Source organism: Pseudomonas sp. MDT1-85, assembly GCF_054898065.1.
In genome coordinates, this window is record NZ_CM142715.1 from 3,881,626 (window position 1) to 3,895,665 (window position 14,040).

The 14,040-nt window shown below is 59.0% G+C and carries 11 protein-coding genes and 1 pseudogene; 6 read left to right on the forward strand and 6 right to left on the reverse strand.

What is annotated here, in order from left to right; all coding sequences use genetic code 11:
• Positions 1-68 precede the first annotated feature (68 nt).
• Complete coding sequence (locus ACYZT2_RS17525; RefSeq protein ID WP_461965974.1) at positions 69-494, reverse strand: VOC family protein; 426 nt, start codon at positions 492-494, stop codon at positions 69-71.
• Between the two features lie 117 nt (positions 495-611).
• On the opposite strand from ACYZT2_RS17525, the gene ACYZT2_RS17530 reads away from it, so the two are divergent.
• On the forward strand, positions 612-1,490 hold the full coding sequence (locus ACYZT2_RS17530; protein WP_461965976.1) for a LysR family transcriptional regulator: 879 nt from the start codon (positions 612-614) through the stop codon (positions 1,488-1,490).
• On the opposite strand, the gene ACYZT2_RS17535 is transcribed toward ACYZT2_RS17530, so the two are convergent.
• Positions 1,481-2,812, reverse strand: a complete 1,332-nt coding sequence (locus ACYZT2_RS17535; protein ID WP_461965978.1) for an aminotransferase-like domain-containing protein — start codon at positions 2,810-2,812, stop codon at positions 1,481-1,483. The two genes, ACYZT2_RS17530 and ACYZT2_RS17535, sit on opposite strands and share 10 nt — an antisense overlap.
• An 88-nt stretch (positions 2,813-2,900) precedes the next feature.
• Between ACYZT2_RS17535 and ACYZT2_RS17540 the strand changes: the two genes are divergently transcribed.
• The 4 genes and pseudogenes from ACYZT2_RS17540 (at position 2,901) to ACYZT2_RS17555 (ending at position 8,093) form a co-directional block, all read left to right on the forward strand.
• Positions 2,901-3,797 (forward strand): DMT family transporter, encoded by an 897-nt coding sequence (locus ACYZT2_RS17540; RefSeq protein WP_461965980.1) that lies wholly within the window; start codon positions 2,901-2,903, stop codon positions 3,795-3,797.
• 71 nt (positions 3,798-3,868) lie between these two features.
• A pseudogene (locus ACYZT2_RS17545) lies at positions 3,869-3,958 on the forward strand (Hsp20/alpha crystallin family protein); the annotation flags it as partial.
• 328 nt (positions 3,959-4,286) lie between these two features.
• Complete coding sequence (gene ftsH / locus ACYZT2_RS17550) at positions 4,287-6,113, forward strand: ATP-dependent zinc metalloprotease FtsH (protein ID WP_461965982.1); 1,827 nt, start codon at positions 4,287-4,289, stop codon at positions 6,111-6,113.
• 165 nt (positions 6,114-6,278) lie between these two features.
• Entirely contained in the window at positions 6,279-8,093 is a 1,815-nt protein-coding gene (locus tag ACYZT2_RS17555) for a DAHL domain-containing protein (RefSeq protein WP_461965984.1), read from the forward strand.
• A gap of 165 nt (positions 8,094-8,258) precedes the next feature.
• On the opposite strand, the gene ACYZT2_RS17560 is transcribed toward ACYZT2_RS17555, so the two are convergent.
• Positions 8,259-9,077, reverse strand: a complete 819-nt coding sequence (locus tag ACYZT2_RS17560; protein WP_461973152.1) for an aldo/keto reductase — start codon at positions 9,075-9,077, stop codon at positions 8,259-8,261.
• Between the two features lie 356 nt (positions 9,078-9,433).
• Between ACYZT2_RS17560 and ACYZT2_RS17565 the strand changes: the two genes are divergently transcribed.
• The gene (locus ACYZT2_RS17565; RefSeq protein WP_461965986.1) at positions 9,434-10,222 is read left to right on the forward strand and encodes an alpha/beta hydrolase; all 789 of its coding nucleotides are present in this window, start codon (positions 9,434-9,436) and stop codon (positions 10,220-10,222) included.
• Between the two features lie 201 nt (positions 10,223-10,423).
• Here the strand turns inward: ACYZT2_RS17565 and ACYZT2_RS17570 are convergent, their stop codons facing one another.
• From ACYZT2_RS17570 to ACYZT2_RS17580, 3 genes are all read right to left on the reverse strand, one after another.
• Positions 10,424-11,434, reverse strand: a complete 1,011-nt coding sequence (locus tag ACYZT2_RS17570; RefSeq protein ID WP_461965988.1) for a PDDEXK nuclease domain-containing protein — start codon at positions 11,432-11,434, stop codon at positions 10,424-10,426.
• Between the two features lie 167 nt (positions 11,435-11,601).
• Entirely contained in the window at positions 11,602-12,417 is an 816-nt protein-coding gene (locus tag ACYZT2_RS17575; protein WP_217857070.1) for a YfaP family protein, read from the reverse strand.
• 3 nt (positions 12,418-12,420) lie between these two features.
• Entirely contained in the window at positions 12,421-14,040 is a 1,620-nt protein-coding gene (locus ACYZT2_RS17580; RefSeq protein WP_461965991.1) for a DUF2300 domain-containing protein, read from the reverse strand.

A 14,040-nucleotide genomic window follows, 5' to 3' on the forward strand; every position in this document is an offset into this window, starting at 1 on the left:
TGCTAGAGTCATGAGCTTCCAGCTCACTTGAATTCGAATGGCACAACAAGGTTGTGCCATTGCTTTTATTACTTGGCGAAGAGCTGGCTCATATCCTTGAATGCCTTGAACTCAAGTGCATTGCCACAGGGATCGAACAGGAACATCGTGGCTTGTTCACCGATCTGCCCCTTGAATCGAATGTAGGGTTCAATCACAAACTCCGTACCAAAGGACTTCAGGCGCTCGGCCAGGGCTTCCCACTGCTGCCACTCCAGGATGATGCCGAAGTGCGGAACGGGGACGTCGTGCCCGTCTACCGGATTGCTATGGACGCTCTCCTGAGAAGCAGTTCTTGGGTGCTCATGGATAACCAGTTGGTGACCGTAGAAATCAAAGTCGACCCACTGCGTGCTGGAGCGACCCTCTTGCAGCCCGAACACTTCACCGTAAAAAGTACGTGCCGCCGCGAGGTCATAAACAGGGATCGCCAAGTGAAAAGGAGAAAGGCTCATCGGAACTCCAATCAAGGTTGTTATCGGTTTTGTTTTGAGTACGGAGCCAATCGTAGAGCCGCAGACCAAGCAAAAAAATCAATATATATTTCTTAGAAACACAATTAATATTTGTGAATGATCAAAGAACTGAAAACACTCATTGCCGTCGCGCGGGAAGGCACCTTTGCCGCTGCCGGGAACAGGATCGGCCTGACCCAGGCTGCCGTGAGCGCCCAGATGCAGCGTCTGGAGGCCGAGCTGGGTTTCCAGATTTTCGACCGCAAGGGCCGCTCGGCCCACTTGAACAGAATGGGGCATCAGATACTTCTGCAGGCGCAGGAGCTGCTTCGCCTTTATGACAATCTGGGGTCCATCACGGTTGGGCTGCCAGCCAGTGTTCTGGTGAACATCGGCGCCATCGCTTCCGTGCAGCGTTCGTACTTACCGGATGCGCTCGCCAAATTTCACCAACAGTGTCCGCAATGCCGAACCCGTGTGATCCCCGGTCTGTCGATGGAGCTGGTCAACCTGGTGGATGCCGGCGAGATCGACATGGCGGTGATCATTCGCCCGCCCTTCTCGCTGCAAAGCGATCTGCGCTGGACGACCCTGGCCCTTGAGCCCTACCGGCTGATCGTTCCGCGCGATGTGCCCGGAGAAGACTGGTCGGCACTGCTTTCCAGCCAACCCTTCATTCGCTATGACCGATCATCGTTTGGCGGCCGGCAGGTCGATCGCTTCTTGCGGCAGATGCATTTCACCTTGCGTGAAGTGTGCGAGCTGGATGAACTGGAGGCCATTATCAAGCTGGTCGAAAATGGCGTCGGCGTAGCGCTGGTGCCGCAGACGGCGACCCATCAGGACTGGCCCGCCGGGGTGCGCGTGCTGGATCTGGGGCAACACACCTTTCATCGTGATATCGGCCTCGTCCATCGGGCCCGGAAAAGTTTTACCGAACCAGTACGGGTACTGGCCCAACTGATCGTTGAGCAGGTTCAGAGCGGCTACGAATAAGCCCCAATCATCCACTTCACTTTTTCCAGCGCCTCGCGCAGTGCGCCCATCTCCACAGAGCCCAGCGCCAGACGAAACGCATGCGGGACATTGGCCGAAGTGGCAAACGGTTCAGCAGTTGAAACCGACACGTTTTCGCGCATCAACGCCATGGCGATCTGGTCGGCCCGTGCGTCTTCCGACAATGGCAGCCAAAGAAAATATGATGATGGATGGCGAATGCAGCGCAGCCCCGCCAATACCTCGCCGGCCACGACCTGCCTCGCTTGCGCATCCTGGCGCTTTTCAGCTTCCAGTTGCATGACGGTGCCGTCGTCGAGCCATGCAGTGGCGATTGCCGTCATCACGCCCGGGGTGTTCCAGGTGGTTGCTTTGATCGTGCGCTCCAGCGCGGGGACGTGTTGAAGGGGGGCGACGACGAAGCCGACGCGCAGTCCGGTGGCCACACTCTTGGAGAGGCCTGACACGTAAATCGTCCTCTCGGGGGCGAGTACCGCCAGCGGCGCGGGGGGATTTTCCGCCAGGAAGGCGTAAGCGCCGTCCTCGATGATCAGCAGCTCATGCCGACGTGCAATCGTCACCAGATACTCGCGTTGATCGGCACTCATCACCCATCCCAGCGGATTGTGCAGGGTCGGCATCGTGTACACGGCGCGCACGCGTCTCTGCCGGCACAGATTTTCCAGCGCCTCAAGATCAGGGCCGTGATCGAGCACTGGAATGGGCACGATCTCAAGGTGCAGTGAGTCGGCCAGGGCCTTGAATCCTGAATAGGTCAACGCATCCGCCGCAATCACGTCACCGGGTTGCAACAGCGCCATCATTGTCACGGCCAGACCCTGCTGGGCACCGGTGACGATCAGCACCTGCTCCGCCTCGACCGTCAGACCTCGGACGCGCAGATGGCGCGCCACAGAGGCGCGCTCATGCGGGCGCCCCGCGTGTGGCTGGTAGCGCAGCAGCGATTCCAGATCGCCGGCCGATGCGAGCTGGCGCAGGGCATTTCGCAATAGCTCGGCCTGCCCTGGAAGCGCCGGATAGTTGAAGTTCAGGTCCGTCATGCCAGCCGCAACGCTATGCTGGTCGATGTTCTGGCCTGGCGACCACGAGGTTTCCCTGACGAAGGTCCCCCGCCCCATCTCCCCGCTGACCAGGCCCATGGCTTCCAGCTCCGCATAGACCCGGCTAGCCGTCACCAAGGCCAGGCCTTCCGTTACCGCCAATTGGCGGTGGGTCGGCAAGCGCGTTCCCGGCAATAGTCGTCCGGAGCGGATGTCCGCGGCAAATTCATCCACCAGTGATTTGTAGCGTGAACGAGGCATGCGCAAGTGTATCCATGACAATATTTTGATTGTATTGAGTTTCGTCCATACGATGCCTCCCATGCAACCTGCATAAAGGGGATCCTCAATGGAACGCACATCGAACCTGCAACATCACACCACGGAAAAGACCGCGAGCGGCTGGCTCAACGGGTTCATCGGCGTGCTCATTTTCAGCGGCTCGCTGCCGGCGACACGGGTGGCCGTTCTGGAATTTGACCCGGTCTTTTTGACGGTGGCCCGAGCCAGTATTGCTGCCCTTCTGGCGCTGTGCATGTTGCTGCTTTTCAACGAAAAACGACCGGCCAAGAGTCAGCTTCTCTCTCTGGCAATCGTGGCTCTGGGCGTTGTATTGGGGTTTCCGCTGCTGACGGCGCTGGCGCTGCAATATGTGACGTCTGCGCATTCCATCGTCTTCGTTGGCCTGTTGCCACTGGCCACCGCAGCCTTCGGGGTCTGGCGCGGTGGCGAGCGTCCCCGGCCGGTTTTCTGGTTTTTCTCGGTGCTGGGAAGCCTGCTGGTGGTGGGGTTTGCCGTCTCCCAAGGCCTGACCGCTTCTCCTGCGGGGGACATCCTGATGTTGCTGGCCATCCTCGCCTGCGGACTGGGCTATGCAGAAGGCGCGAAGCTTTCCAGAACACTGGGCGGCTGGCAGGTGATTTCCTGGGCTCTGGTGCTGTCGTTGCCCGTCATGATCCCGCTGACCTGGTTCCTGGCCCCGCCTTCGCTCTCGGGAATCACCCCGATCGCATGGTTCAGCCTGGCTTATGTCTCACTGTTCAGCATGTTTCTCGGCTTCGTTTTCTGGTACCGCGGGCTGGCTCAGGGCGGGATTGCCGCCGTCGGTCAGCTTCAACTGCTACAGCCGTTTTTTGGCCTGGCGCTGGCGGCCACGCTGCTGCACGAGCAAGTCAGCCTTGGCATGTTGGGTGTGACCGTTGCGGTGATCCTTTGCGTGGTCGGTGCGCGCAAGTTCTCGAAATAGACGGCTCCCCGTCGGAAACCGACTGTTGGTCGGCCTGGGAGCCGCAGGAATACTAACCTTTTAAGGTAAGGAATTTCAGCAAAGGCGTGCTGAGTATTTCGCTGCCGAAGAAGCCCGAAGCCATGAACGCGGACAAAAAGGTGCAGATCAAATCCAGCTGAATCCAAGACAGTACTTCGCGCAAAAAAAGCCCCTTGTCGGGAAACCGGCACGGGGCTTTTTTGATGTGGTCTAAAAATAACCGGGCGGGCGCGGCTAATGCCTGTCAGTTGCCGCGACATATTCTCTGTAGCAGAGCTGCCGAGCCCGCGAGGCTGCGTTCGGCTGCGAAGCAGGCGTGAAACCGGAGATTATGGTGTGTCAGGCAGACCGCGTCAGTCGGATTCACGACTGCTTCGCAGCCGAACGCAGGCTTCGCCAGCTGCTACATGACATTAGGCGGGCGCGGCTCGTTATGAACGACCTGCGTTCTCACGCTGAGCCAAGGCCATGAAAAAGAACGACCAGTGGAACCTGTCCTACTTCGCGATCGCTTTTATCGTGCTGAGCCTCATGCAGATGTTCTTTGGCGAGCGCCAAGCGGTGCAGCCCCTCCCCTACAGCCAATTCCTGCAACTGTTGAACGAGCAAAAAGTCAGTGATTTGCAGGTCGAGAAGGACCAGATCAGCGGCAAGTTGCAAGAGCCCATCGACGGACGCGACCGGTTCTCCACGGTGCGGGTCGATCCGGCGCTGGCGACCGAACTTTCTCAATCGGGCGTCGGTTTTACCGGAACCACCGAAAACACCTTTATGAGCAGCCTGTTGGGCTGGTTGTTGCCGTTTATCATCATCATGGTGTTCTGGCATTTCCTGTTTCGCGGGATGGCGGATAAACAAGGCCTTGGCGGGCTGATGAATGTCGGCAAGTCTCGGGCCAAGGTCTTTGTCGAACGTGACACCGGGGTGACCTTCGCCGATGTCGCGGGCATCGACGAGGCCAAGGCCGAACTGGTGGAAATCGTCTCGTTTCTCAAGAACAAGGAGCGATACGCACGCCTGGGCGCGCACATTCCCAAGGGCACCTTGCTGGTCGGCCCGCCCGGCACCGGCAAGACGCTGGTGGCCAAAGCCATCGCCGGTGAAGCCGGTGTACCGTTTTTCTCGATCTCGGGGTCCGAGTTCGTCGAAATGTTCATCGGGGTCGGGGCTGCCCGGGTACGCGACCTGTTCGAACAGGCCCGGCAGGCGGCGCCCTGCATCATCTTCATCGATGAACTCGATGCGCTGGGCAAGATGCGCGGCATGGGTACGCTGGGTGGCAATGACGAAAAAGAACAGACCCTCAACCAGTTGCTGGCTGAACTGGACGGCTTCGATCCCCGTGAGGGCGTCGTGTTGCTGGCCGCGACCAACCGGCCGGAAGTCCTCGACCCGGCGCTGTTGCGGGCCGGCCGCTTCGACCGGCAGATTCTGATCGACCGCCCCGATCGCAAAGGGCGGGAGGCGATCCTCAGGGTTCATCTGCAGAAAGTCACCGTGGAGCCAGGGCTCGAGGGTGCGCGTATCGCCGAAATCACCACCGGTTTCACCGGCGCCGACCTGGCCAACCTGGTGAACGAAGCGGCCATCGTCGCCACCCGGCGCGGTGCCGACGCGATCAGCCTGGACGATTTCACCGCAGCGGTAGAACGCCTCATCGCGGGGCTCGAACGCAAGAGCAGCCTGCTCGATCCCGAAGAGCGTCGGGTGGTGGCCTATCACGAAATGGGGCATGCGCTGGCGGCCAGCACGCTGCCGGCAATGGACCCGGTGCATAAGGTGTCGATCGTGCCCCGCGCCATCGGCTCGCTCGGCTATACCCTGCAGCGACCGACCGAGGATCATTTCGTGATCAGTTGCCAGACACTCAAAGACCGGATTGTGGTGCTGATGGCCGGCCGCGCTGCCGAGTACCTAGTCTTTGGCCAGATCTCCACCGGGGCCGCCGATGATCTGGGCCGCGCGACCGATATCGCCCGCCAACTGATCACCCGGTTCGGCATGAGCGCCGAACTCGGGCAGTCGGTGCTGGAGCGGCAAAACGCAACGTACCTGGGAGATCGCATGGCCACGGTGGGCGAAAAGGATTATTCGGAACAAACCGCCCGGGAAATCGACTTGGGCATTCGCGCCCTGCTCGATGAAGCCTATCAACGGGCCAAGGCCTTGCTGGAAAGTCGCCGGGCCGACCTGGATGAGGGGGCTCGCCTGTTGCTGGAGCGAGAAACCCTCACGCCCGAGGAATTCCCGCCTCTGCTGCCGTTGAAGCCAGCCCCGGCATTACCGCGACCGTGACCCCACTGATCCCCATTTAGTGTTTTTTCCGGCACTGTTCGCCAACAACGCTAGGCTTACAAACAATGTGGTGATTATTCGCCATTTTGCAGGGAGCGCAAAAATGGAAATCATTAACCGTTGGCAAAACCTCTCTCTAAGGATGGCCCAGGGAGGAATGCCGCAATGAAATTTTCCAATCATTACAAATGGACTGCCTTGGGCGCCATTGCGCTGACCCTTTTAAGCGTACTGATATTTTTGCTGATCAAATCCTATTCCTACGACACCTCGACCTACTTCGCGTCTCGCGACTTCGTTCGCCAACTCAAGCAGTTCGATGCCAATTGGAACGTGAAGATTCTGAGAGCAAAAATCGGCATGAACAACAACCTGCTGCTGGTGGCGCACCCTGAAGCAGAGCAACGTTGGGAGCAGCTCGACAACCTCAACGCTACCGGCCCGCTTTCGACCCTTTGGCAATCTCGACGGCAGGGTTATCTGGATGCGCTGGAAAACAAAACCCGATTGGTTGAGCAATTCAAACAGCACAACACGGTGTTGCGAACTTCACTGGATGCCCTGCCTGAGCTCGAAGATGACATTCAGGCGCTGCGGGAAGATTTCAACGACAAACACCCGGAGGGGCATCTTGCAGCGGCCGCACTGGTGCTCGATCTTACGTTGGACACCCTCGAATACGCCCTCTATGCCTCCACCGAAAGGGCTGAGGAAATCTCTGAACATCTGAAACATCTGAATGAATACATCAATCAACTGCCGTCGGAACAGCGCCCGCCTTTCACTGCATTTGTAGGGGCTGTGAATGCCATTGTTCGAGAGCAGCCCATCGTCAATGACCTGCTTGATCGCATCAGTGTGATTCCGGTCGCACAGCAGCTGGACAGCATCAACGAGTTATTGAACGAGACCCAACGGCGCACCGGCGCGACAGACCGCCAATATCACCTTTATCTCGGGATATGCGCCGGCATTATGGCGCTGCTGTTGTTGTACCTGGCGGCCCGGCTGGTTCGCAGTTATGCCGTGATCAACAAGATGAACAACGCGTTGCAAACGGCAAACGAGCGATTGGAACAACGCGTCGAGGAACGCACCCGCGAGTTGATCGAGGCCGAACGCGAATTGGTCGATGCTGCGCGAATGGCCGGCATGGCGGAGATCGCAACCAATGTGTTGCACAACGTCGGCAATGTACTGAACAGCGTTAACGTCTCGGCAGATTTGATCACCCGCAAATTGGCGATGAGCAAAACCCTTGGCCTGGGCAAAGCGGTAAACATGATGAACGAGCATGCCGAAGACCTGGGGCAGTTCATGACATTCGATGACAAAGGCAAACTGCTTCGCGGTTACCTCAATCAACTGGTCGACTCCATCGCGACCGAGCAATCGAGCATCGTCGATGAACTGACACAACTCACTAAAAGCATCGATCACATCAAGGACATCGTTTCCACTCAACAGGCCTATGCCGGCGCGGCCAGGCTGGTCGAGCCGTTGAACGTCGTCGATCTGTTCGAGGATGCGTTGCGCATGAATTCCGGCGCCTTGAGTCGGCACCATGTTGTCGTCATCAAGGACTATCAGGACACGCCAACGATCATCGGCGACAAACACCGGCTGCTGCTGATCCTGATCAACCTGATCAGCAATGCCAAATATGCGATGTCCAAGGTCAGCAACCGTCAGCGCCATATGACGCTGGGCGTCAAGATTATCGATAACACAACGCTGCGCCTCAGCGTAGAAGATCAGGGCGAAGGGATCGCTGCCGAGAACATCACCCGCATCTTCAATCACGGTTTTACCACGCGCAAGGAAGGCCATGGTTTTGGCCTGCACAGTTGCGCGCTCGCGGCGGTAGAGATGAACGGGCACCTGCGTGTCCATAGCGATGGACCGGGTCATGGCGCGGTTTTCACGCTGGAGATTCCGCTGGAGACTGTGCATGTGCCGGCAGCCGCGGTCCTGCAATAACGTCGGCCCGCCAATGCCCGTCAGTTAAGCGCAATCCCTGTGGGAGCGAGCCTGCTCGCGAATGCGGTGTGTCAGGCAACATTAATGTCAACTGACACTCCCTCTTCGCGAGCAGGCTCGCTCCCACAGGTTCCGCATTTGGCAGTAGTCACTCCGTCAACACGACTACCCCACCAAGGCCATCAACTGTTGACGCTGCGCATCCGTGAGCATCGGGCCGAAACCTGCACCGGCGTTTTCCGCCATGTAGCGCGGGTTGCTGGTGCCGGGGATGACACACGTCACCGCCGTGTGAGCCAGCAGGTACTTGAGCGCCAGTTGCGCCCAGCTGTTGACCCCCACTTGCGCGGCCCATCCCGGTAACGGTTTGCCTTTCAATCGAGCGAGCAAATCGCCGCCGCCGAAAGGTCGATTGCAGATCACCGCCACACCGCGCTCACGACACAACGGCAGGATTCGTTTCTCGACACCGCGGTCGTCCAGGGCATAGTTGATCTGCAAAAAGTCCATCGGCTCGGCTTTCAACACGGCCTCCACTTCGTCGTAGGCCGACGCGGTGTAGTGGGTGATGCCGATGTAGCGGATGCGCCCTTCTGCTTTCCATTGGCGCAGGATGGGCAGGTGGGTTTTCCAGTCCAGCAGGTTGTGAATCTGCATCAGATCGATACGGTCGGTCTGCAACAGCTTGAACGACTGCTCCATCTGCGCGATGCCTTCTTCGCGACCACGGGTCCAGACCTTGGTGGCCAGAAAGGCCGGCGAACGAGGTCGATGGATCGACAGCAATTCACCGGTCGTCTGCTCGGCGCGACCATACATCGGCGAGCTGTCGATCACCGTGCCGCCCTTCTCGAACAACGCGATGAGCACGGCGGGCAGTTGCTTGTAGGCGGCGTCGGAAGGTGCGACATCAAAGCCACGATAGGTGCCCAACCCGACCATGGGTAACGGCTCGTTGCTGGAAGGAATGGCTCGGGTCAGCATGTTCTTGCCTCCTGTTTCCGTCGACGGCGCCGATGCGGCAAAGGCCGGATCGAAGGTGAAGACCGCCGAAACACCGGCAGCCAACGTGAGTATTTTTCTACGGCTGAAAACAATCATAGGCAAAGACCAATGCCAGTCAGTCAAGGGGCGGAACCTGTGGGAGCGAGCCTGCTCGCGAAGAGGGAGTGTCAGTCGACATTAGTGTTGCCTGACACATCGCATTCGCGAGCAGGCTCGCTCCCACAAGGATTGCGCGTCACTGACTGGCATTGGGCACCTCTCCTGCACAGCTGAAATTGCTGAACTACACTCTGACGGCACTCAAGCAATAGCTGTCTTAAGGCCCAAAGCAGTCCATGTCGTCCACTAAACTTAGCCGAATGTCGCGAACCTTGGTGTCTCTCTTCGCTTTCATTGCCATTGCATACTTGGTGCTCTGCTTCGCACTGTTCGTGTTTCAACGCGCCCTCATCTACTACCCGCAACCACGCGCCATCGACGCACCCGAAACGCTGCTGACGTTGCAAGTCGCCGATGCACAGGTGTTGGTGACCGTCAGGCCGCACGACGGCCCGAAGGCGTTGATCTACTTCGGCGGCAATGCCGAGGACGTTTCCCGCAGCCTGCCCGACTTTTCGCAGGCCTTTGCGGATCATGCGATCTATTTGCTGCATTACCGAGGCTACGGTGGCAGTTCCGGGTCGCCGTCAGAAGAAGCGATTCAGCGCGATGCCATGACCTTGTTCGACATGGTCTACAACACCCATCCCACTGTCGCCGTGGTCGGGCGCAGCCTGGGTTCGGGCGTCGCCGTGCGCCTCGCCAGCCAACGCCCGGCTTCTCGGCTGATCCTGATCACGCCCTACAACAGCCTTGAAGACCTCGCCGTCCGCCAGTTCGGCTGGTTCCCGGTGAAGTGGCTGCTTCGGGACAAGTTCGAATCCTGGAAATACGCCTCTCACATCACGGTCCCCACGCTGTTGATTGCCGCCGAGCACGATGAAGTCATACCACGCTCAAGCACGGAAAAGCTCTACACACATTTCGCCAAGGGCGTGGTCTCGATGCAGGTGATACCGGGCACGGGCCACAACTCGATATCCGAGAGCCCTCAGTACCTCAAGCTGCTCGGCGCCGCGTTGTGAGTCAGGTGTAGGCCAACAGACGGCCGCAAAGCACCACTGGGTTCTGGACGAGATTGCCAGCAGGATTCTGCGGGTTTGGGGATGGCCGGCCCCATCGCGAGCAGGCTCGCTCCCACAAGGGATTTGCTGTGAACCCATTTTTTGCAATCGCCGCAGATCAAATGTGGGAGCGAGCCTGCTCGCGATGGGGCCCGCAGCCCCTCACTCGTCAACATTCAGCGCATAAAACTCATGCAACTTGGCCTGCAACAGTTTCTTGTCAGGCAGCTGAGTCTGATATTCCGCGATCAATGCGGGCGAAAGCGAACGGTTCAGGGCGTACTCGACGACTTCGTCATCTTTGCTGGCGCACAGCAAGACCCCGAACGCCGGGTTTTCATGGGGCTTACGGACGTTGCGATCCAACGCCTCAAGGTAGAAGTCCAGCTTGCCGAGATATTCTGGTTCGAAGCGTCCGACCTTGAGCTCAATCGCCACCAGGCAATTGAGCCCACGATGGAAGAACAGCAGGTCCAACGCAAAGTCGCGGCCGCCAACTTGCAATGGATACTGCGAACCGACGAAACAAAAGTCACGCCCCAGCTCGATCAGAAAATCCCTGAGCCTGCGCAGTAACCCGTCATGCAAATCAGCCTCGACATGGCCTTGCGCCAAATCGAGAAATTCGACCAGATACGTGTCCTTGAATACACTCATAGCCTCGGGATGCATTTGTCTCACCAGTGGTGAGACTTTTGCGGGATTGATGACGCTACGTTCGAATAACGCGGCTTTGAACTGGCGCTCCAACTCCCTTTTCGACCACTTTTCCTGAATCGCCATGCGCAGGTAAAACTCACGCTCTTCCGGACGTTTGCTTTGGTTGAGAATGATCAGGTTTTGGGTCCAGGGTAATTGTCTCAGCAGTGCTGAGACTTTTGCATCGTGCCTGTACGCCTCGTAAAACTGGCGCATACGAAAGAGATTCGGTCGGGTGAAACCACGTAATCCCGGCTGAGTACGCGCGAGGTGAGCAGCCAATTGAGCGACCACTCCATCCCCCCATTCCGCCGCTTCGTTCTTCCGGCTGATGTAAGCCCCGACCTGCCGGTGCAGTTCGATCAACTCGGTATTGACAGCCTGCACCGCTCGCTGCCGGGCGGTGATGATCAGTTGCGTGATTTCGTTAAAGCTTGCGCCAATGGACGGCGCAGTAGAGCTGAGGTCATTCACGTGAAGGCGTTCCTGTTTAGTAGGCGATGCTCTCTAGTACTCCTCACCTTGAAACAATAAAAATCACGAAGTGTTTCGGCGTGAAACAGTGTCACTGTGATTACGGAATTGGTCAGCAGCCTGCTGACCAATTCAATAGTGACAGCACCGCTGTCACAATTGCCCCCTCACGGATAACTAAACCCCTTAACCAACGTCAACTCCCCCACCGCCCGCATCGGCACCAGGAACGTCTCCATCTTTTCATTAGGCGTCCCCTCCTCCGTAATCACCGTAATCTGCGCCGTAGTCAGGGGCTGAACAGCCTCTTCCTGTCCCTCCTCATCACTGCGATACCCGCCACCGTAGTAGTTCACGTACACCAGATATTGCCCCTTGATCGGCGCCGGCATGGCGAAGATTTCCGGGCCGTAGCCGGTGGTGACGTCGACGTCGAGTGCGCCGCCGTTGGCCGCGACGCGATCGCCGTACCAGATGTGGCCCCCGTCAGGCGTGACGACATGCAGGTCGAGGTCGGTGCCGTCGCTGTCCCAGGCCAGCAGCACTCGCAACTTGGCCGGGGTGGCGCCGCCGCTGGTGTTGAGGAACTGGGTGCGATGCCGCTGTTGACCATCGGGGCTGCGGACTTCAACGCTGTTGCTGCCGTTGGGGAATGAGAACGGGCGATCGTAGCGGCCGGCGGGGTCAATTTTCAGCGGCATGCTGACGCCGTTGACGATGAGTTTGCCGGGCTCATTGCCCTTGGGCGCGGATTTGATCTGGCCGGTAATGCGAGCGGTATTGGCCTGCCCCACCGGTGTGTTGACCGAGGAAGCCGGGTAATTAACCGTCTGACGAAAGTTTTCGCCTTCGCCTTCAGGCGCGCCCGTGCGCCAGCCGCCGACGGGCGTGTCGAGTTTGACCGCGCTATCGGTGGCGAACGTGGTCGGCCATACGCAAAAGGAACAAAGGAACAGGAGGACCTGTGGGTAACGGAGTTTCATGGCCTATTCCAGCAAGAGGTGGCGGGCGAGCCCTTCGATGTAGGTTTCATCCTGGCCGTTGGGGTGTGCTTCGAAGGCCAGGTGCAGGTATTCGTGGGTCAGGTCGAGTCGGTCTTGCAGCGACAGCACGCCGCGCACGTAAATGCGCTGGCGTTCGCGATCGACAAAAGGACGGCCGAAGGCCAGGCGGCAGACAGCGAAGGTGTTGACTTCGTTGTAGCCGATCTCACTTTCGAGGCGTTGGCGCCAGCCGCGGCGTTGGCTGAGCAGCCAGTTTTGCGCGCCAGGCAACGCTTCGCAGGAGGCGACGGGGTTGTCCCAGCGGCTGAGGCTGGCACGCGGGTAAGCGTGCAGCAGGATGGCGTCGTAGCGTTGACCGGCATTGGCCTGTTCGACGGCTTGCAGCCAGGAGAGCTTGTCCGGCCCGGGTTGGTCGGAGTGATAGGTAACGTTGCTGCCGGCGAGGACCAGGTCACTGGTCCACGCGGCGATGTTGCGCGATTCGGTCGCGGCTGGGCGTGGGGCGACGCGCTGTCGGCTGCTGCTGTCATCGATGCTCAGGCAATCGCCGTTGCGGGTAGCGTTTTGCAGCAGGTAGGTGCGGATCGCAACGCTCAGGGCTTTGGCGGCTTCGGCGGGTTCCGGTCTGGCTTCGCGCTGCAGGACGCGCGCGACGTATTCTTCGCGGTCCAGGCGGGCGACGAGCTTGTCTTTGAGCAAGAACAACTCGCCGTCGCTATGGATATCGAGTTGATTGCCATTGGCGAACTCGACGCGATAGTCGCCTTGCAACGGCCCGGGCGCTAACACACGATCCCCCGACAGTACGCGTTTCAGCGGATAGCGCGCGAACAGGCCGACCTCGACGCACTTCCCCGCCTCGGCAGGCCATGACGAAGGCAACACCGTCGCCAGTGCCGGACCGTAATTGCGCAAGACCATTTGACTGGTGCCGCGCCCACCGGCCCAGATCGGTGTGCCGTCCGCCGTCCAGCCAGCAAACCCGCCCTGACGCGACGAAGGATCCTGATCCCCCAGCCAGCTCCAGGTTTTCACCCGTAACCGACCACCGAGTTCGCCCACGACATTGCCGTCAGCAGCATTCAGCACCACATCGAGCAACACCCGCCGCGCCTGATCCTGCGCCGGCATCACGGCCAATACCTTCAGCAACTCAGCCACCGAAACCCGGGTCTGCGGTTGCAACGACGGCAAATCCAGCAACCACTTCGGTGCTTGTCTCGCCTGCCAATACTCGCGCCACTGCGCGCCAGCAATGCCCAGACGCGCAGGCTCGAAATACAACCCGCAAGACCTCACCAATGCCTGATCGCGCTCAATCCTGCCGCCCACCGTGCAGCAATACACTTCTTCCTTCGATTGCCCGCGACACTCATAAGCCGGTTCACGCGCGCCGGTGTCCACCAGCCAGCCGTAGACAAACAGTTTCCACAAACTACCCAGCGGTGTCTGCAGATCAGCAGGCAATGGCTCACGTGAGATCACCTGCGTCTGGCTCAACGAAAGCCATTCACCCTTGAAGCCCAGTCGCAACGGCTCGTCCTGCGCTGTCGCCAGCGCAGGCATCAAACACAACAGCCACCAGACCAGACGCCGGGTCAT